The 17,640-nt window shown below is 59.4% G+C and carries 19 protein-coding genes; 10 read left to right on the plus strand and 9 right to left on the minus strand.

Annotated elements, in window-relative coordinates:
* Nucleotides 1–98 precede the first annotated feature (98 nt).
* The 3 genes from LIX15_RS11070 to LIX15_RS11080 form a co-directional block, all read right to left on the minus strand.
* The gene (locus tag LIX15_RS11070; RefSeq protein ID WP_425556775.1) at nt 99–350 is read right to left on the minus strand and encodes a DUF7344 domain-containing protein; all 252 of its coding nucleotides are present in this window, start codon (nt 348–350) and stop codon (nt 99–101) included.
* A gap of 50 nt (nt 351–400) precedes the next feature.
* The gene (locus LIX15_RS11075; protein ID WP_227773249.1) at nt 401–847 is read right to left on the minus strand and encodes a universal stress protein; all 447 of its coding nucleotides are present in this window, start codon (nt 845–847) and stop codon (nt 401–403) included.
* 71 nt (nt 848–918) lie between these two features.
* Entirely contained in the window at nt 919–1,578 is a 660-nt protein-coding gene (locus LIX15_RS11080; RefSeq protein ID WP_227773250.1) for a helix-turn-helix domain-containing protein, read from the minus strand.
* Nucleotides 1,579–1,666: 88 nt separating this feature from the next.
* On the opposite strand from LIX15_RS11080, the gene LIX15_RS11085 reads away from it, so the two are divergent.
* Nucleotides 1,667–3,022: a cytochrome P450 gene (locus LIX15_RS11085; RefSeq protein WP_227773251.1), complete on the plus strand. Its 1,356-nt coding sequence runs from the start codon at nt 1,667–1,669 to the stop codon at nt 3,020–3,022.
* A 360-nt stretch (nt 3,023–3,382) separates the two neighbouring features.
* Here LIX15_RS11085 and LIX15_RS11090 read toward each other — a convergent pair whose 3' ends face one another.
* Entirely contained in the window at nt 3,383–3,919 is a 537-nt protein-coding gene (locus tag LIX15_RS11090) for an Ntn hydrolase family protein (RefSeq protein WP_227773252.1), read from the minus strand.
* Nucleotides 3,920–3,980: 61 nt separating this feature from the next.
* The gene (locus LIX15_RS11095) at nt 3,981–5,219 is read right to left on the minus strand and encodes an MFS transporter (RefSeq protein ID WP_227773253.1); all 1,239 of its coding nucleotides are present in this window, start codon (nt 5,217–5,219) and stop codon (nt 3,981–3,983) included.
* 178 nt (nt 5,220–5,397) lie between these two features.
* On the opposite strand from LIX15_RS11095, the gene LIX15_RS11100 reads away from it, so the two are divergent.
* Nucleotides 5,398–6,339 carry a helix-turn-helix transcriptional regulator gene (locus tag LIX15_RS11100; RefSeq protein ID WP_227773254.1) on the plus strand — a complete coding sequence of 314 codons (942 nt, stop codon included), beginning with the start codon at nt 5,398–5,400 and terminating at the stop codon, nt 6,337–6,339.
* Nucleotides 6,340–6,345: 6 nt separating this feature from the next.
* Here LIX15_RS11100 and LIX15_RS11105 read toward each other — a convergent pair whose 3' ends face one another.
* Nucleotides 6,346–6,522 carry a hypothetical protein gene (locus LIX15_RS11105; RefSeq protein WP_227773255.1) on the minus strand — a complete coding sequence of 59 codons (177 nt, stop codon included), beginning with the start codon at nt 6,520–6,522 and terminating at the stop codon, nt 6,346–6,348.
* 161 nt (nt 6,523–6,683) lie between these two features.
* On the opposite strand from LIX15_RS11105, the gene LIX15_RS11110 reads away from it, so the two are divergent.
* From LIX15_RS11110 to LIX15_RS11135, 6 genes are all read left to right on the plus strand, one after another.
* Nucleotides 6,684–6,980 carry a HalOD1 output domain-containing protein gene (locus tag LIX15_RS11110; RefSeq protein ID WP_227773256.1) on the plus strand — a complete coding sequence of 99 codons (297 nt, stop codon included), beginning with the start codon at nt 6,684–6,686 and terminating at the stop codon, nt 6,978–6,980.
* A gap of 61 nt (nt 6,981–7,041) precedes the next feature.
* Nucleotides 7,042–7,611: a PH domain-containing protein gene (locus LIX15_RS11115; protein WP_227773257.1), complete on the plus strand. Its 570-nt coding sequence runs from the start codon at nt 7,042–7,044 to the stop codon at nt 7,609–7,611.
* Nucleotides 7,547–8,182 carry a PH domain-containing protein gene (locus LIX15_RS11120; RefSeq protein ID WP_227773258.1) on the plus strand — a complete coding sequence of 212 codons (636 nt, stop codon included), beginning with the start codon at nt 7,547–7,549 and terminating at the stop codon, nt 8,180–8,182. The genes LIX15_RS11115 and LIX15_RS11120 overlap by 65 nt, the downstream gene beginning before the upstream one ends.
* A gap of 211 nt (nt 8,183–8,393) precedes the next feature.
* Nucleotides 8,394–9,065 carry a S8 family serine peptidase gene (locus LIX15_RS11125; RefSeq protein WP_227773259.1) on the plus strand — a complete coding sequence of 224 codons (672 nt, stop codon included), beginning with the start codon at nt 8,394–8,396 and terminating at the stop codon, nt 9,063–9,065.
* 245 nt (nt 9,066–9,310) lie between these two features.
* The gene (locus tag LIX15_RS11130; RefSeq protein WP_227773260.1) at nt 9,311–9,955 is read left to right on the plus strand and encodes a helix-turn-helix domain-containing protein; all 645 of its coding nucleotides are present in this window, start codon (nt 9,311–9,313) and stop codon (nt 9,953–9,955) included.
* 151 nt (nt 9,956–10,106) lie between these two features.
* Nucleotides 10,107–10,466 carry a group I truncated hemoglobin gene (locus tag LIX15_RS11135; protein WP_227773261.1) on the plus strand — a complete coding sequence of 120 codons (360 nt, stop codon included), beginning with the start codon at nt 10,107–10,109 and terminating at the stop codon, nt 10,464–10,466.
* A 33-nt stretch (nt 10,467–10,499) separates the two neighbouring features.
* On the opposite strand, the gene LIX15_RS11140 is transcribed toward LIX15_RS11135, so the two are convergent.
* The gene (locus tag LIX15_RS11140) at nt 10,500–11,399 is read right to left on the minus strand and encodes a polysaccharide deacetylase family protein (RefSeq protein WP_227773262.1); all 900 of its coding nucleotides are present in this window, start codon (nt 11,397–11,399) and stop codon (nt 10,500–10,502) included.
* A gap of 114 nt (nt 11,400–11,513) precedes the next feature.
* Between LIX15_RS11140 and LIX15_RS11145 the strand changes: the two genes are divergently transcribed.
* Nucleotides 11,514–12,503 carry an asparaginase gene (locus LIX15_RS11145; protein WP_227773263.1) on the plus strand — a complete coding sequence of 330 codons (990 nt, stop codon included), beginning with the start codon at nt 11,514–11,516 and terminating at the stop codon, nt 12,501–12,503.
* A gap of 47 nt (nt 12,504–12,550) precedes the next feature.
* Here LIX15_RS11145 and LIX15_RS11150 read toward each other — a convergent pair whose 3' ends face one another.
* Nucleotides 12,551–12,907 (minus strand): hypothetical protein, encoded by a 357-nt coding sequence (locus LIX15_RS11150; protein ID WP_345411547.1) that lies wholly within the window; start codon nt 12,905–12,907, stop codon nt 12,551–12,553.
* Nucleotides 12,908–13,304: 397 nt separating this feature from the next.
* On the opposite strand from LIX15_RS11150, the gene LIX15_RS11155 reads away from it, so the two are divergent.
* Complete coding sequence (locus LIX15_RS11155; protein WP_227773265.1) at nt 13,305–14,483, plus strand: M24 family metallopeptidase; 1,179 nt, start codon at nt 13,305–13,307, stop codon at nt 14,481–14,483.
* Here LIX15_RS11155 and LIX15_RS11160 read toward each other — a convergent pair.
* Nucleotides 14,473–17,640: an FAD-binding and (Fe-S)-binding domain-containing protein gene (locus LIX15_RS11160; protein ID WP_227773266.1), complete on the minus strand. Its 3,168-nt coding sequence runs from the start codon at nt 17,638–17,640 to the stop codon at nt 14,473–14,475. The two genes, LIX15_RS11155 and LIX15_RS11160, sit on opposite strands and share 11 nt — an antisense overlap.

Here is a 17,640-nt window from a genome sequence, read left to right on the forward strand (position 1 = left end):
TCGTCCACGAACGAAAGTAGTTCGGCGAGGGGTTCCGCGTTCTCCTCGGGATGGAGTATCCTGCTCGGGCCGTCGGGCGCGGAGATCACGTTCGCGTCCTACAACACCGAAACGTGTCGCTGATAGAACGTCGTGTAGACGGTAGTTCGCTGGTTGGACGTGGCGTCGGAACCGAACTCGCGGGCGGTCACCTCATCGACCAGCATTCGCATCTGTATCGGGGCGTCCACTTCGGAGACGATACAAATCGCGTGTCTGCGACGTTCCACACGGCAGAGATTGAATAGTTCGTCCGCTGACAGAGCTATCGGCTTCGAAACCGGATTACTGCCAAGTAATCGACCCAACATTCGATTTTATTATCATTTTAGTATCACCTTACCGATTCCGATTCGACGTTCTACTCGGTGACGACGGTGACCGCGCCGTCGAAATCGAGAATAACCGACTGTGTCCGATCACCGAAGATGGCTTTCCCGGTCGGCGACCGCTTGCGTCCCACTAGAAAGACGTGGTCGCAGTCCAACTCCTCGGCGGCGGCCAAAATTTCGTCGCGTTCGTCGCCGACGCGCCCCACCGCATCGTACTCGATGTTAATGTCGTCGAGGACCTCCCGACCGATATCCTCCGCGAACTGGCGCGCGCCATCGAGCGCCTGTCCCGCGGTATAGGACGTTTCGAGATTCGGGATGCTTTCGAGCGACCCCCGCGTTTTTTCGTACTCTTCGTCGCTCGTGACGTGGAGCAAAACGAGAGTAGCCCCGATGCCTTCCGCGAGTTTCCCGGCTTCTGTGACCAGTGCTTTTGCTGATTTGGATGCTTCGACGACGGCGAGCGCTTTATTCATACCAGATATTGCCACAGACAAAAGATAAATAAATTGTCCTTCGCCAGAATCGGCGTTTCGCATTCGTCGGACTACCCGAGGTATCCCGAGATGAGTTTCGCCTCGATTCGCTGGAGATGTTCGCTCACGGTTCCGGTAGAGATGTCGAGCGTTTCGGCGAGGTTTCGGTGGGTAGTCCGTCGTGGCACCTCGTAGTAACCCTCGCGAACGGCGAGTTCGAACAGTTCCAACTGCCGTTCGGTTAGCATCGAGGAGAGTCGTCCCGCGCTCGGTCGGTACTCCCCAAGCCGTTCGAGTCGGAGGTGAATCCCGTTGGGAAGTTCGCTGGCGGCGGTTCGAATAGCCTCGTCCGTACCGAGAACGGTCAGTTGGAGTCCTTGTGAGTCGGTGGTGTCGATGTAGCGCATCGGCCAGTCAAGAACCAGTTCGTGTTCGTGGAGGAGGGAGATCAGTTTGTCGACGAGTCCTGCGGTTCGACACTGGAGGTAGACGACACCGCGTCCGCCGCTTCCGACGACGTCGAACTCGATTGCGTCGGGCGATTCCGTGAGCAGTGTCCTGGCGCGTTCCAAATCGCCCCTTAGTTCGAGCAGTTCAACGTACATCCCCTCGTGGACGGGGCTCACGTACCGAATCGCCTCGACGGTCAGGTCGTCACTCTGCGCGAACAGGTCGTCGATAGGGTGAACCTGCACGTCGTCCCACCTCAGTACGACGGTGGCTGACCTCATGGTCGAAGTCAGGTTCGTCGATATTTAAATCCACCTAGGATGCTCGGCTACAGAGATAGACGGAATGGGGAACACTAGTCAAGTAAGGATGAGTAGCGACACACCCCCAATCACGAAAGAGATGCCGCCCGGTCCCGACGGCCTACCGATAGTCGGAACCCGGCTAGCCTTCCTCCGCGACCCGTTCGGTTTCATGACGCGGACTGCACGCGAGTACGGCGACATTGCGTACATGGAGGAACCGCACGGAAACGTCTACCAACTCAACCATCCCGATTATATCGAGCAGGTGCTCGTGCAGAACAACCAGAACTACGTCAAGGGAGATATTTTTCAAGGCACCCTCGGCCCGATGACGGGGAACGGAATTTTGAACAGCGAAGGCGCCGTCTGGCGTCGAAATCGGCACCTCATCCAGCCCGCGTTTCATCCGGGTCGAATCGAAGCCTACGCCGAGATGATGACGACGCTGACCGAAGAGATGCTCGAAACGTGGGCAGATGGCGAAACGCGATTGGTTCACGACGACATGATGACGCTGACGCTGAAAATTGTCGCACAGGCGCTGTTCGGCGTCGATATAGACGACTACGTCGAGCCCATTGCCGAATCGCTGGAGGAGTTTATGGAGGCTACGGAAAGCCTCGCGAACATGGTGCTTCCGCCGGGGATTCCGACACCGGCGCGTCTTCAAATCCGAGAAGCCCGAAAGAAACTCGATGGGGTGGTGTATCACCTCATTGAACAACGACGCGAAAATCCGGCCGAGCAGGACGTTCTCTCGACGCTTCTGGACGTAACCGACGACGACGGCCACCGAATGACCGACGAGCAGATTCGGGACGAAGTGGTGACTCTTCTGCTCGCGGGACACGAAACGACCGCGCTCTCGCTTACCCTCACGATGTACGTTCTCGGCGAGCATCCGAAAGTCGAGGAGAAATTGGTGGCGGAGTTGGACGAGGTGCTCGACGGACGCTCGCCGACGATGGCAGATCTTCCCGAGTTAGCCTACACTGAGCAGGTGGTCAAAGAGTCGATGCGCCTCTATCCCCCGGTGCCGGGAATCATCCGCCAACCCGTCAAGCCCGACATCATCGGCGGCTACGAGATTCCCGCAGGTTCCACCGTGCAGATGAATCAGTGGGTCGTCCACCGCGACCCGCGATGGTACGACGACCCCCTCGCGTTCCAACCGGAACGCTGGACCAAGGAGTTCGAAGGGTCGCTCCCGAAACTAGCCTACTTCCCGTTCGCGGCCGGGCCGCGGCGCTGTATCGGCGACCGATTCGCCATGCTGGAAGCCCGCCTCCTGCTTGCGACCATCTACCAGCAGTTCCATCTCGAACTGACGCCGGAGACGGAACTAGACTTGATGGCGACGGTTACCGCTCGCCCGAAAAAAGAAATCCCGATGACCGTCCGTCGCCGGACGAGCCGGTAGCACGATTCGTTTCGCGAGGAAACGTTCGTCATCTCACCGCCACTTCTCGTCCCGACTCGGATGCGTGAACGCCAGTTCGTGAGCGAACTCGTTTCCAACGAGCGCCTTCACCGCTTCCAATGGGTTGCTTTAGAGTAGTTCTAAAACTGTGCAATTCTGTTGGTTTAGAAATAAATCGCGCTATTCTGTCGAAATGGTTAGCGTGATAGTTATAAATACAACATATCTGACGGCGTCGGTTTCGGTTCATTTGGTTCCGCAGAATCGAGAAAGACAGCAATTGCCACCGGATGAACTGGGGCGACGACGGCACAACTCGCGAATCCGCCCACGAACGGAATGCTTCCTAGTGCCCACGAATTACGCGGTTCGTTCGAGTCGGAACACGTCGATGTCGGTTCCCGCGTCCGTCGTTCGTTCCGCGACAGCGCGGAGGGTGTCCCGAACAAGCGCTTCCGCCGCATCTAAATCGTCCGCCGTCTTCCCACCTTCGAGTCGTCCGAACGCGACCGGCGAACCGCTTCCGAGCGCGGCGACTTCGGTTTCCACGGTTCGTCCGTCGTTTCCGACCTCGTGGAGGACGACGGAACCGTCCTCGTCCCTGCCCGCGACGAGCGCATCGACGCCCGTTTCCTCGGCGATTTCGCCCGCCGTTCGTGCGAGTCGGGTAGACGACACCGGTTCCTCGCGTTCGGTTTGATACGTGCGGAGTTCGGCGTCGAAGGTGCGGTCAAATTTCCCAATTGAACCAGGATCGCCCACGACTGCACAACCTGCGAAATCGTAGTCGAACACTCGTTGTACCGAGTCCGAGGTGACGGTTCCGCCCGCTGTCTGTCGTCGGTCACCAGCGAGAACGACTCCCTCGGGGCAGACGACTCCAACTACAGTTGCCATGGGTGACCAACGACAGGCGACGAAAAGAGCGTTATTGCTATTGGAAATTCGGTGCCGATTTTCAGGCCGGCTCTTCCGCGTGCGTGATTTGCCGCGTTCGAATCACGCTCATCGAGAGGACGAAGAACGCGACGGCGAGGGCGACGACCGCGCTGGCGATGAACAGCGGATAGTACCCTGTAACTGCGGCGATACTGGCGAACAAGACCGGGCCGGCGGACCGACCGAGGAACGTGGTACTGTTTCGAAGGCTCAGCGCGCCGCCGCGAAGGCCCACCGAAACGAGGTCGCTGATTGCGGCATCGACCGCGGGCATCGAAAGGCCAAGTCCGGCACCGAAGACGAGCATCGCGAGCGTGATACCGACCGGAGTAGGAACCAACCACGCGCCGAACAAACCCACGGCGTAGCACGCGAATCCGACGGCGATGAGGCCGTAGTTGGATAGGTAGCGGGCGAACCAGCCGTTCTTCGCGGAGACGACGACGGACGACGTTTCCGAGACCGCGAGGACGACGCCAATCGCAAGCGCGGACATGCCGAAATTTCCTTCGAGGAGGAACGGCATGATGGTGATTACCGCGCCGAACAGCAGGAGTTCGGTCATGCAAGCCGCGCCGTAGAGGACGAGAGCGTCGGTGCCACTCAGCACGCGAACCGCGCGCCGGAGATAGGCGACCCCCTGCGAATCGCGCTCGTGGGACGGTTCTTCGAGGTGCCGAACGGCGTAAAAGGCGAGCGGAAGTCCCGCCAAGTAGACGAAGTAGGGTACATTCCACGAGACGGTCGCGAGAGCACCGCCGACGAGCGGGAAAATCGCCGCCCCTGCCGAGAGGACGGCATTGTTCATCCCGAGAACCGCGTTCCGTCGGGTTCCCTCGAACGTGTCGCCGATGAGCGTCACGGTGGTGATGAAGATGCCCGCCGCGGCGGTGCCGCCGACGATACGAAGGGCGAGCACGGCCTCGTAACTCGGAGCGACGACAATCGCCCCGCCCGAGAGGCTAAAGACGACGAGGCAGCTGATGAGAACCGTCCGTCGTCCGATTCTGTCTGCGAGCATGCCGATGAACGGCGACAGCACGATTCCGACGAGGAAGTACGTGCTGATGAGTAGACTCGCCTGCGCGTCGGAGATACCGAAGGCGTCCCGAAACGCGGGCAGAGTCGGGCTAACCAGCGGCACGCCGAGCGGAGCGAGGAGCGTCGCCGCGAGCACGATTTGAACTGTCGGCGAGCGCCACGGTGAGGTCAATTTCGATTCGGCCGATGAGTTTGAAGCGGTGTCGGTGGAAGTCATATCGGTTCGCATCCTTGTTCGCTGGTATCCCGTACCACAATAGAACGGACGACCGGATTCCGGTTAGCCTCACCCATCAAAATTGGTTTCAGTTCCTGAGATGACTGTTCACGTTCTGCGACCTGTCTCACGATGTGAGACGCGATATTGCTATGCCATATGGTACCAAATATACAGTATGGTCGAGCACGGAGCGGAACCCAGAGGTCGAAACCGGGACGCTAACCGAGAGGATCAAAACGCGGGTCGAGACGAGCGAAAATCGACGGGCGACGAGGGCAGTATCTTCGACGAACTGCTGCAGACGAATCTCGAACTACGAACGGACGACGCGGGCGAGACGGTACGGCGAATCGACACCGACCAGTTAATCGATTTCGTCCGGCACGGGCCGGTGTTAGAAGCCCTCGTTCATGCGCCGCTCGACCGGCGCGAAATCGAGGCCGAGTTGGGCGTGTCGCGGGCGACGAGCCATCGGTTCACTCGATGGCTTGGCGAACACGACCTCGCGGAGAAGGTGGACGGCCGGTTCCGATTGACGGGGTACGGCCAGGTAGTCACGGAGGAGGTTCGGCGATTCGAGCGAAATCTCGCAACCGCGGAGCGACTCGCACCGCTGCTCGAATCCATCTGCCAGAGCCACCAGGAGTTCGTCATCGAACCGTTCGGCGACGCGACCGTCACGGTCGCATCGCCAGCGGATCCGTATCGGCCGGTTCAGCGATTCCTCACGCTCCTCGACAAATCGGACACGCTCCGCGGATTCAACACGACGCACATGGTACCACTTTCGCTGGGCGCGTTTCACGAACAACTGTTCGAAAACATCGATACGGAGATAATTTATCTCCCGGACGCGGTGGAGAAACTGGTCGAGACGTATCCGGAACCCGCGACCGCCGCGCTCGAACGCGGCCACCTCAAACTGCGGACGCGAGAAGCACTTCCCTATGGACTCGCCATCTTCGACGACCGAGTCGGAATCGGCGGCTACGACGAGCGAACCGGAACGATGCAGGTGTTCGTGGACTCCGAGACGGCCATCGCTCGCAAGTGGGCTGAGCGGGTTTACGGCGTGTATCGGGAGCGCTCTGAACCGCTCGGTGAAGACGCGAGCTAAAATTCCTTAGGTTTCAGTCTGATTTTCTCGGGCGCTCGTTTCGGAACTGGGCTGTGCTGACGTCGTATTCTCGTCATCTCGTTCGAGCGTCGAACACAGCAATTCGGGGGTTCGTTGGTGCCGTGGCGTCTGTGCAAACTTCTGGATTTGTCGAAAATCGTCGTCGGTGAGTCCAGTTACCATACCACTATCGCAACTTTGTTGCATATAAGCGTATGCTTAATAGCTATCTGGATGAGTTATCAGAAATGATCTAAATGTCAACGTGAAATACGGATGCGTCTGACGGGGTTTTAAATATAACGTCGTTGCGTACAGTTTCAGGACAACGAGAGTGAGTCAGCATGCAACCAAGACAACCAACAATACGGAACAAGACGGAGTCGGATGCCGCAAAATCGCCACAACGCTACGCAATACGTCCGGACGAGAGAGTGAGCGAGGCAGTCGTCAGAGCAGTTTCGACGGCGACCGCGACCGAGTTGCAGTTGGACGACCCGCTGTATGACCACATCGACCCTGACGCGCTGAACGACCTCTTTCGCCCCTATCCGGGACGGCAACACAGCGGAACTGAGGTTCATTTCAACTACCACAGCTACACCGTCGTCGTCACTGCCGACGCCGTCGAACTGCGCTGAGTAACGAATTTTCACCGCCGATGCACGGAATCATTATCCCGTGTCGGTTCGACACCAAAGTATGGACGAATCGTTCGATTGGTTTTCGCCGGATGACGGTGAGGAGGTAATCTGGGCGGGTAAACAGCATCCGTACAGTCTCGTCCCGGCGTTCGTCGTTGGAATTCCCCTTACCCTCGTTGTCGTCGGCCTCGTCATCATGGTTTCCGCGTATCTCTCCTATCAGAACACGAACTACGTGGTGACGAACGACGCGCTCTACAAGAAAACGGGCGTACTATCGCGGAACGTCCAGCGAATCGAGTTTGACAAGGTACAGGACACCTCTTATCGACAGAGCTTTTTCGGCGCGCAGTTCGGGTACGGAACCGTCGATATTAGCACTGCCGGGGGAAGCGGCGTCGAAATGAGCTTCGACAACGTCGATGCGCCGCGGGATTTGCAGTCGCTCATCAACGAGCGAAACAAGAAACGAGGAACGGGAACCGACACCGAAGGCGACAAAAACGCCGTCTTGGGAGAAATTTTGGCCGAACTGCGTGCTATTCGGGACGCCGTCGAAAACGATGGTGAGCCGTCGAACGCGAACGCGGACGGAGATTGGAGCGAACCGGAAGACGACCGGCTATGAACGGGAACGACAGACCATGAACGGAACCGACTGGCTCGTATTGGACGCCAACGAGGAAATACGGTGGCAGGGTCGTCCACGACTGATGAGCGCTCTTCCCGCATTACTCATCGGACTGTTCCTCGTCGTTGGGTCGATTGCGGTGGCGGTGACGGCGGGGGAGCCGATCGCGTTTTTGCTATTTCCTCTCGGAATCACACTTCCTGTTCTCTCCTATCTCACCATCTCGAACACGCGATTCGTCGTGACCGACCGCGCGCTCTACCGAAAAACGGGCATTCTCTCGCGAAACGTCCGGCAGCTATCGATAAACAGGGTGCAGAACAGTCGTTTCCGACAGGGAATTCGCGGGACGATGTTCGACTACGGAACCGTTGGAATCGAAGTAGCGGGCGGCGGCGGTCTCCGGTTCCAAAATATCGAAAGCCCGCGCGACGTTCGCGCGACGATAGACCGACAGGCGACGACCGCTTCGATTCCCGGAACGCTTGCGCAGTGGAACGAAGTTCTTGAAGAAGTTCGGGCACTTCGATTCGCAATAGAAGGAGGGCGAGGACGCAATCGTCGATGAGGTATGTGTCGGACGGAATAGATCCGAAACGGACTTTTTGTGAATATTGTAGCTGCGCGGTGTATTATTAGTATCGTACCAGAATAAAGTCGAGCGCGACAGCGAGGCCGGTGGCCCTCCGGAAAATCTCGGAAGGGGAAAGAAGAAGACGAACGACCCGCTGTACGACCTCCAGTGGGACCAGCAAACGCAGGACATACCGGCGGTGCACTTGAAAACGCGCGGAGAAGGAACCAGCGTCGCCATCATCGACTCGAGTATCCTGCCGAGCCGCTCCGACCTCGGGTCGCTCAACGAAGTCCTCTCCAAGAACTTCACGTCGGACGACGGCACCTTCGCGCCGGTCGGAAGCGACCACGGAACCCACAGTGCGGGTATCGTCGCCGCCGCGGGCAACGACAGTGCGAACCTCGACACCGACGGCGACGTCATCAGCCTCCCGAACGAAATAAAGAACTACATGAGCATCAGCGCAACCGGTCCAATCGGCTACCGCTGGGGCGACCCTGGCGACGGAAACGCGCAGAAAAAGCGCAACTACCCCGCTGCGTCGAACCACGTCGAAGACGAAACGTGGTCGCCGGCGTTCTACACGAACTACGGCGAGAACACGATCGATATCAGCGCACCCGGTGGCGACGCCGATCTCGATGCGCTCGACGAAATCGACGCGTCGTTCGAGCCGACCTATTCGTGGAAAGCAGGGACGAGCATGGCGGCCCCGGCGGTCGCCGGTACCGCGGCGCTGATTCGCAGTCTCGCACCCGAAATGTCGCCGCAGGAAGTTCGTGAACACCTGATAAAAACGGCTACGCCGCGCGACCCGACCTACCACGGCGACGGCCACCTCGACACGAAAGCCGCACTGGACGCGCTGGAGTAATCGACGCGATTCGTAGCGAATCGCATCGCAGTGCGGGAGGAAGAAGGGGACGTTCCCGTCCGAGAGTCACTGCTAGACAGTTTGTGTCTTCAGCAGGAAATTCGAGAGTCCATCAACTCGACGCTTCGGGGGACGCTATTCGATAAGTGGAGCCGTTTCTGTAGTGAATTATCAGTATCTTTTCGAGATGAGGTTCTATGAACAGACGGATCGACTTATGGTTCGGGCGCGGGTCTCTTTCGCGTATGGCTTCTGGCGTCCACGCACAAGTCGAAGTACGCGGCGCGGAGGGCTGTCCCGCATCTTTGGTGAGCGAGGAATGTGCGGTCGAATCCGTAACGGTCAGCCAACACGGAACTCCGGAGACGACGAAGGTTATCGGAGAGCTGACAATAGACAGTGCTGGTGACGCGCAGACGGAGTTACGGAAGGCGGACGAAGTATTCACCGACGATTCGAAATCGGTGTACCGGTACAGTCACGCGAACGGCGACTGCCCGTGTGCGCGCGTTCCGAAACACGGGTGTCCCATTCGTGACCTTCGTGTCGATGCCGGACAACTCGTTTTCTCCTTCATTGCACCGAACCTCGAAACGCTTCGAGAAGTCGTTTCGGACCTGCAATCGTGTTGCGCTGGCGTTACGGTTCGCCGCCTCACGCGATCCGATTCCCTCGACGATACGCGGTCGTTGTTGTTCGTAGACCGGAGTGCGTTCACAGAACGACAGTACGATGTGCTCCGAACCGCCCACGAGATGGGCTATTTCGAGTCGCCGAAGGAGTCGAATTCCGAAGCAGTTGCCGACGAGTTGGGAATCTCTGTAGCCACGTTCGTCGAACACCTCTCGGTCGCTCAGACGAAACTGTTGGAACAGATACTGGCGGATTGAGGAGAACGCCTGTCGTTCGCTCCGTCGAGGAACGCTCTCGAAAACACCGACTTATCGAGTGAATTGTTATCATGCCACATTAACTTAAATAAGCCCAGATATACTAGTAACAGTCCGTATCCCGACGCGACGCCGACAGTGAAACGACGCAATGGCACAAACAATTTATCGGGAAATCGGCGGACAAGACGCGGTCGAAGCGGTCATCGATGATTTTTACGACCGGGTGTTGGCGGACGAACAACTCCGGCCGTACTTCGATGGAATGGACATGAACGAACTGTACACCCATCAAGTCCAGTTCATCAGTGCGGTCGCCGGTGGTCCGACCGAGTATGCTGGAGACAACATGCGCGAAGCGCACGCGCATCTCGATATCGACGAAGACCACTTCGACGCCGTCGGGCGGTATCTCGAAACCGCGCTCCGAGAGAACGGCGTCGGGGACGACAATGTCGAGGCGATTATGGCCGAAGTCGTCGCACTGAAGGAGCCAATTCTCGGCCGATAGCGACCACCGTTCCAACGAGTTTCGCACACTCGGTTAGACGTACTCACCTTTGCTTTCGTACACCGACGGGTCGTCTTTGAACTTCCGCGCGATATCTTCGAGCGTCGTAATTTCGACGTTTTCGTGTTCCTTTACGTACTGGATGAACTCCTCGAGGTGCGGTATCATGTGTGGAAGCCCGTGGAGGTCGGGGTGGATCGTCAGCGTGTACACTCCCGCCTCGCGCCGATTGTACAGGAAATCGAACTGCCGTTTGTAGTACTGTTCGTACATCATCGCGGGGTCTTTGTATCCCGTGTGGTAGTTCGGCTGTTTGACGAACAGCATCGGCGGAATGTCGTCCCGATACCAGCTGATGGGGATTTCGACGACGTCCGTTTCCTCCCCGTACTGGTAGGGTTCCATCCACGTCTCGGGGGAATTGTCGTACTCGATCTTCTTCCACGAATCGCCCTTCCGCATCCATGTTGGTTCGAACTGCGTTTCCATCAGACTGCTGTCGTAGAGGAAATCGTGCTTTTCCACGAGGTCGGGCGTGTTCTCGCTGTACTCCCACCAACTGGCGCGGTGACCGGCGGGTTTCTCTCCCGTTACGTCCTCGATGAGGTCGATGGAGGCTTCGATGATCGCGTCCTCCTGTTCGCGGGCGAGATCCGTCGGATTTTCGTGGGAGTAGCCGTGAACGCCGATTTCGTGTCCGTCTGCCGCGACGGCCTCGACTTCGTCGCGGAACGTTTCTATCGTGTGGCCGGGGATGTACCACGACGTATCGACGTTTTCGTCCTCGAAGAGTTGGACTAGTCGAGGAATGCCTTCCTTCCCCGCCGAGATGCCTCGAGAGAGGTCTGCGGGCGAGTCTTCTCCGCCGTACGATCCGAGCCACCCCGCCACACAGTCAGCGTCGATGCCGATTGCGACGTCAATATCACTCATTGTCGAGGAGATAACGGTTCGAACGTTCTTAGAAGTATGCCCCGCTATGGGTCTAGCTCGTACTGCGGTGTGAAAAGGCGAGGAGTATTGAAACAACGGAGCGATGAGTAACTTATGCGCCCGACGATTTCGATACTCGGAACCGGCGGCACCATCGCAAGCACCGACGGTGCGGACGGAGCGACACCGAGCAAAAGTAGCGAAGCGCTCGTTACGGCCGTCCCGCAACTCGCCGACTACGCGGCCCTCGACGTGCGCGAGGTCGCCCAGCGACCCAGTTTCGACATGGATATACCAACGCTGGAGGAACTCCGGCGAGCGATACGAGAGACCGTCGAGGGGGGTGCCGACGGCATTGTCGTCACTCACGGGACAGACACGATGGAGGAGTCGGCGTACTATCTCGATTTGGCGCTCGACGTCGGCGTGCCGGTCGTCGTCACCGGCGCACAGCGGCGTCCCGACGAGGTGAGTCCGGATGGCCCCTCGAATCTCGTCACGGCAGTTCGGGTGTTCACCGACGAGCGGATTCGAAACACGGGCGGCGTCTACATCGCGTTCGACGAAGAGCTGCACGCGGCCCGCGACGCGACGAAGCGACATACGCGCAAACTCGACACCTTCGAGTCCCCCGAGAAGGGTCCGGTAGCGGTGACCACCCGAGACGAAGTTCGGTGCTACCGAGAACCTAGAAGTTACTCTGCTAATCTGGATGGAAGTGGTGACCTATCGGACATCGACGTTCGAATGGTCAAATCCGGGGCGGGCGTCGGTGGCGACCAGATAGAAGCGGCGCTCGATACGGGAGTCGATGGACTGGTTGTCGAAGGAACCGGTTTGGGGAACACGACCGCAGCAGTGGGAGATGCAATCGAGCAAGCAATTTCGACTGGCGTCCCCGTCGTCGTCACGTCACGCTGTTACGCCGGTTCGACGGCACCGGTGTACGGAACGCGCGGAGGTGGCCGAACCCTCGCGAACCACGGAGCGATGCACGGCGACGACCTCCCGACTCACAAAGCACGACTCAAACTGCTCTTGGTTCTCCGGCACGTCGATGACCCGTCCCACACGCGACGGTATTTCAGCAGGATCGGGCGATAGACCCAGTCGGAGCTCGAGCACGGTCGGATTCTCGCCCTCTCCGCACGTCAGGTCTCACCGGGTGACGCATCTTGCACTTCGATTACCTTGGCCTGCGAGAGGAATTTCTGGCCACCACCCGTGCGAATCTGAATCGTTCGACCGGGCAAATTCGGGTCGTCATCAGCAGCCGGCTCTTCTGGAACGGAGATAGCGACAACCTCGTCCAAAGTGACGGTTCGTCGCTGAATCGGATCGCCGTCGTATTCGACCGTCTCCCACGTTTCGACGTCGAAGTCTGCGATATTCGTACCGAAGTACTCCTCCGAATCCTTGTTCACTGAATCCTCCGTTTGGGACTCTCCCGCCGTCCGATTCCCGTCCGTGACCTCTTCGTGCTGGTACTGATAGAAGGATGCGAGCATCGTCATACATACAACGACCATCCAGTAAAGAGATGGCCATGAATAGTTATGCAATATTAATCGCCGCCGAAGAAATGCGGGCGAATTATTCGAGGGATGAAAGTCGGCTATCGGTGGGAGAGCAGTACCGAGACGAAATCTGACTATCCAAGGTGGAAATTCATTAGCGAAGACAAATTAGTGAGAGCTCGCTGACGAATATTTATTTTTAGAACGTGCGGGGGAATGAACCAGCCTTTCTTCGTTTGCTTGGTGAACCGGCTAGACGGTCGCGATGCGATACCGACGCTTCCCGACGATTCGAGGACGGTCCGAGTGGAAGAAGTACACATAATCCGTTTGTATCGTACACAAAAAACTTAAACGATATCCGAACAACCTATCGAGTGACGTTGTCATGCCACAAGCCGTCTTCGATAGAAGCGAATATGAACGGCGGATAGCGCGGACGAAAGAACGAATGCGCGAGGCGGAGCTAGACGCGCTTGTCGTCTCCGACCCTGCAAACATGAACTATCTCACGGGGTACGATGGCTGGTCGTTCTACGTCCATCAAGCCGTCATCGTAACCCACGACCGCGACGAACCGGTCTGGGTCGGGCGGGAGATGGACGCGAACGGCGCACGCGCGACGACGTGGCTCGCCGAGGAGAGTATCCGCTCGTACAGCGACGACCACGTTCAATCGCCGTACGACCTCCACCCGATGGATTTCTTCGCCGAGATATTGGAAGAGCTCGACGCCGAAGACGCCCGCATCGGCCTCGAGATGGACGCCTACTACTTCACCGCGAAGTCGTACACCCGACTTCAGAAGAACCTCCCCGACGCCGAGCTCGACGACGCGACGCTCCTCGTCAACTGGGTTCGAGTCATCAAATCCAAACAGGAGCTAGAGCTTATGCGTCAGGCCGCCCGCATCTCCGAAAACGCGATGCAGGCCGGACTCGACGCGGTCGGCGAGGGCGTTCCCGAATACGAAGTGGCGGCAGAAATCTACGACAGCCTCATCCGGGGAACCGACGAGTTCGGCGGCGACTACCCCTCCATCGTTCCGCTGATGCCGTCCGGCGACCACACAGGAACGCCGCACCTCACGTGGACTGACCGCCCCTTCGAGCGCGGCGATCCAGTCATCATCGAACTCTCCGGTTGTCGGAACCGGTATCACTCCCCGCTGGCGCGAACCACTTTCGTCGGCGACCCGCCCAAGGAGATGCGGCACCGAGCAGAAATCGTCGTCGAAGGACTCGAAGCGGCGCTCGACCACGTCGAACCCGGCGTCACCGCCGAATCTGTCGAGCGAGCGTGGCGCGACGTCATCGAAAAGTACGATATCGTGAAAGAGGACCGTATCGGCTACTCGATGGGACTCGGCTACCCGCCGGACTGGGGCGAACACACGGCCAGTCTCCGCCCCGGCGACGAGACGGTGCTCGAAGAGAACATGACGTTCCACACGATTCCGGGACTCTGGTTCGACGACTTCGGTGTCGAACTCAGCGAGACCTTCCGCGTCACATCGAACGGTGCCGAAGTGCTGGCCGAGTTCCCGCGGGAACTCTTCACCGCCTAACGAAGCGGAATTCCTTTTCTCGACCAACTCTGCGCGACAGCGCTTCGCCCAGCTTTTCCACCGGATGGTCGGGGGTGGTCGTTCGCCTGTCATCCCCGATTTGGGTTCGACACGACGCGCCGGGTGCGACCACCTTGTCTCCGTCGCTGGCGTTGATTTGGTCGAAGAGAATATCCCCGATTGCTCGACTCAGCGAGTAGTGCTCGGATTCGTAGCCGAACGACCCGGCCATGCCACAACAGCCCGAGTCGAGCGCGTCCACCTCGTAGCCCGCCGCACGGAGGACGTTCGCGGCGTGTCCGTCCTTCTTCGTCGCCTTCTGGTGGCAATGACCGTGGTACGTGAGACACTCGTCGGGGGCGTCGAAATCGATGGCGTCCGTCTGGTCGAACCTGTCGAAATACTCCATGACGCCGTAGGCGTTTGCCGCGACGCGCTCGACGGATTGCCCCGAGAGCAGGTCGCAGTAATCCGACTGAAACATCACGGCGTCAGATGGTTCAACTAATACCACGTCCCAGCCGTCGGCGACGCGAGGCGCGAGCGCCGAAACGTTGTGTTCGGCGCGTTCCCGGGACATGTCGAGAAAGCCCTTCGAGTGGGCTGGACGGCCCGTCGCAGTCACATCGCCGGGAATCCGAACGTGAACGCCCGCGGCCTCCAGCACTCGGACGGCGGCTTTTCCGGCGTCGGGATGGTTGTAGTTCGTGTAGGTGTCCGGAAAGAGCAGGACGCGACGCGTCGCATCCTGCTCGGAGACGCGTGCGCCACCGCGGCTCTCGAACCAGTCTTCCATACTCTCGCGATGGAACGTCGGTAGCGTTCGCTCGCGGGCGATTCCGAAGACTTTCTCGGCGATGGTGCGCGACCCCGGCAGTTTCGTGGCCCAGTTCGAGAGCGGCGCAAGGGCACTCCCGAGCGCCGAAAGCTGGTCGATGTTCGCAAAGATTTGGTCGCGGATGCTCGCGCCGTTTCGCTGGTGATGTTCGTGTTCGACTTCCGCCTTGAGCTTCGCCATATCGACCTCGCTGGGGCAGTCGCGGGCGCAGCCCTTACAGCCGATACAGAGATCCATCACCTCGCGCATGAACTCCGCGTCGAACTGCTCGTCTTTCGAAAACTCGCCGCTCATGGCTTGGCGGAGCATATTGGCTCGTCCCCGGGTGCTGAGGCTCTCCTCTTCGGCGGCCCGGTAGGTCGGGCACATCACGCCGCCGGTCGTCTCCTGCCCGCCGCGACAACCGCCACAGCCGTGACAGAGTTCGACCATCCCCTGAAAACCGTTCTCGTTCTGCCAATTGAGGGTCGGGTCGAATCCCGAGTCGAACTCGTAGTCGGGCGAGAATCTGAGGTTTTCGGTCATATCCACGTCGCCGCAGACCTGTCCGGGGTTGAGGAGCCAATCGGGGTCGAAGGCGGATTTGAGGTCGCGGAACACCTCCCAGACGCGCTCGCCGTACAATTTTCGGTTCCACTGGGTTCTTGCGCGTCCGTCGCCGTGTTCGCCCGAGACGCTCCCGCCGTACTCGACCACGAGGTCGGTCACGCCGTCCGCGATGGCTTCCATCTGATTCACCCCCGCCGTACTCTTCGTGTCCACGAGCGGGCGCATGTGCATGCAACCGGGGCCAGCGTGAGCGTAAAAGCTGGCGAAGGTATCGTTCTCTTCGAGCACGCGCTGGAAGTCGGCGACGTAGTCGCCGAGGTGCTCGGTCGGAACCGCGGTGTCCTCGATGAACGAGATGTGCTTCGCGTCGGACGTTCGGGAGAGCAGGATGGGCATCCCGCTCTTTCTGAGTTTCCACAGTTGTGCGCGCTCGGCGTCCTCGTACGCTTCCAAAGCGGCGAACGCACCCGATCGATCGGCGGCTGTGTCAGCGACCGAATCCTCGACAGATGCCTCGTTTGTCGAGGGTTCATCGCCGACGCGGTCGGCGACGAGGTCGGCGACTTTCTCGCGTCGTTCGTCGTCCGAATCGGCGTAGAATTCGACCAGCAGTGCCGTCTCGGTGCCGTCCGGAAGACGCGCGGCGACCTCGGCGAACTCTTCGGTCTCCCGCGCGAGGTCGAGCAGTACATCGTCGATGGCCTCGACGGCCGCCGGGTCGTGGTTGCGCACGATGGCGTCCACGTCGACCATCGCGTCGAGAAGGTCGCGGTACGCGAGTAGGGCGACGGACTTCGTTTCCGGAATCGATTCGAGTGAAACGGTCGCCTCCGTGATGACGCCGAGCGTCCCTTCACTCCCGGCGAAGAGCCGAGCGAGGTTGATTACGCCTTCCTCGCTCACGGCTTCGCTGTTCACGTCGTTCGAGGCGCGACGCGCACCGCGCGATTCTGCTATCAATCGGTCGAGATTGTATCCCGAGACGTTGCGTTTGAGTTGGGGATAGGCGTCGCGAACCGCGTCCGACTCCTCGTCGATGACGCGGCGAACCGCGTCGTATATCTGCGCTTCGCGGTCGCCTTCGGGGTCGGCGCGGTTCCGGAGTTCGTTGATGGTCAGCTCGCCAAACGTCGTCACGGTTCCGTCCGACAGGACGACTTCGATTTCCTCCACGTAGGCGTCTGTCTTGCCATATTTCAACGAATGCGCGCCGGTCGAGTTGTTGCCGATTGCGCCGCCGAGCGTGCTCCGATTTCCGGCGGCGGGGTCGGGCGCGAACTTCAGCCCGTGCCTGGAGACCGCCCCGTTTAACTCCGCGAGGACGGTTCCGGCTTGCGCTCGCACCCGTCGTTCGTCGGCGTCGATATCGACGACGTCGTCCATGGCGACGGTAAAATCGAGGACGACTGCCTCGTTGACCGCCTGTCCGGCAAGGCTCGTTCCGCCGCCCCGAGGAAGAACCGGAATCCCGCGCTCGGCGCAGTACTCGACGACCGCGGCGACATCCGCGGTCGATTGCGGGAGGACGACGCCGACGGGCGTCACCTCGTAGGCGCTGGCGTCGGTGGCGTACAACTGTCGAGAGTACTCATCGAATCGAACCTCACCATCGATGCGGTCGGTGAGGTCTGCCACGAGGGCGGAGCGCGCGACGTCGCCGCCGACGTAGTCGTAATCGGCCCGCGAGTCGTTTGCTGGTTCGACGGTCGAGTCGGTGTCGGCGTCTACGTCCGCGCGTTGGCGGGACGGTCTGGGGTCTTGCGATGCCAT

The sequence above is a fragment of the Haladaptatus pallidirubidus genome (assembly GCF_020700235.1).
GTDB classification, from domain to species: Archaea; Halobacteriota; Halobacteria; order Halobacteriales; family Haladaptataceae; genus Haladaptatus; species Haladaptatus pallidirubidus.

What these genes read in the sequence shown, in the direction of transcription:
- LIX15_RS11110 (WP_227773256.1), top strand. Translation starts at nt 6,684, where the DNA reads ATGCAACCAAGACAACCAACAATACGGAACAAGACGGAGTCGGATGCC.
- LIX15_RS11095 (WP_227773253.1), bottom strand. Translation starts at nt 5,219, where the DNA reads ATGACTTCCACCGACACCGCTTCAAACTCATCGGCCGAATCGAAATTG.
- LIX15_RS11145 (WP_227773263.1), top strand. Translation starts at nt 11,514, where the DNA reads ATGCGCCCGACGATTTCGATACTCGGAACCGGCGGCACCATCGCAAGC.
- LIX15_RS11155 (WP_227773265.1), top strand. Translation starts at nt 13,305, where the DNA reads ATGCCACAAGCCGTCTTCGATAGAAGCGAATATGAACGGCGGATAGCG.
- LIX15_RS11070 (WP_425556775.1), bottom strand. Translation starts at nt 350, where the DNA reads ATGTTGGGTCGATTACTTGGCAGTAATCCGGTTTCGAAGCCGATAGCT.
- LIX15_RS11120 (WP_227773258.1), top strand. Translation starts at nt 7,547, where the DNA reads ATGGTGAGCCGTCGAACGCGAACGCGGACGGAGATTGGAGCGAACCGG.
- LIX15_RS11100 (WP_227773254.1), top strand. Translation starts at nt 5,398, where the DNA reads ATGGTCGAGCACGGAGCGGAACCCAGAGGTCGAAACCGGGACGCTAAC.
- LIX15_RS11075 (WP_227773249.1), bottom strand. Translation starts at nt 847, where the DNA reads ATGAATAAAGCGCTCGCCGTCGTCGAAGCATCCAAATCAGCAAAAGCA.
- LIX15_RS11090 (WP_227773252.1), bottom strand. Translation starts at nt 3,919, where the DNA reads ATGGCAACTGTAGTTGGAGTCGTCTGCCCCGAGGGAGTCGTTCTCGCT.
- LIX15_RS11135 (WP_227773261.1), top strand. Translation starts at nt 10,107, where the DNA reads ATGGCACAAACAATTTATCGGGAAATCGGCGGACAAGACGCGGTCGAA.
- LIX15_RS11105 (WP_227773255.1), bottom strand. Translation starts at nt 6,522, where the DNA reads ATGGTAACTGGACTCACCGACGACGATTTTCGACAAATCCAGAAGTTT.
- LIX15_RS11080 (WP_227773250.1), bottom strand. Translation starts at nt 1,578, where the DNA reads ATGAGGTCAGCCACCGTCGTACTGAGGTGGGACGACGTGCAGGTTCAC.
- LIX15_RS11130 (WP_227773260.1), top strand. Translation starts at nt 9,311, where the DNA reads ATGGCTTCTGGCGTCCACGCACAAGTCGAAGTACGCGGCGCGGAGGGC.
- LIX15_RS11115 (WP_227773257.1), top strand. Translation starts at nt 7,042, where the DNA reads ATGGACGAATCGTTCGATTGGTTTTCGCCGGATGACGGTGAGGAGGTA.
- LIX15_RS11150 (WP_345411547.1), bottom strand. Translation starts at nt 12,907, where the DNA reads ATGCTCGCATCCTTCTATCAGTACCAGCACGAAGAGGTCACGGACGGG.
- LIX15_RS11140 (WP_227773262.1), bottom strand. Translation starts at nt 11,399, where the DNA reads ATGAGTGATATTGACGTCGCAATCGGCATCGACGCTGACTGTGTGGCG.
- LIX15_RS11085 (WP_227773251.1), top strand. Translation starts at nt 1,667, where the DNA reads ATGAGTAGCGACACACCCCCAATCACGAAAGAGATGCCGCCCGGTCCC.
- LIX15_RS11160 (WP_227773266.1), bottom strand. Translation starts at nt 17,640, where the DNA reads ATGGCATCGCAAGACCCCAGACCGTCCCGCCAACGCGCGGACGTAGAC.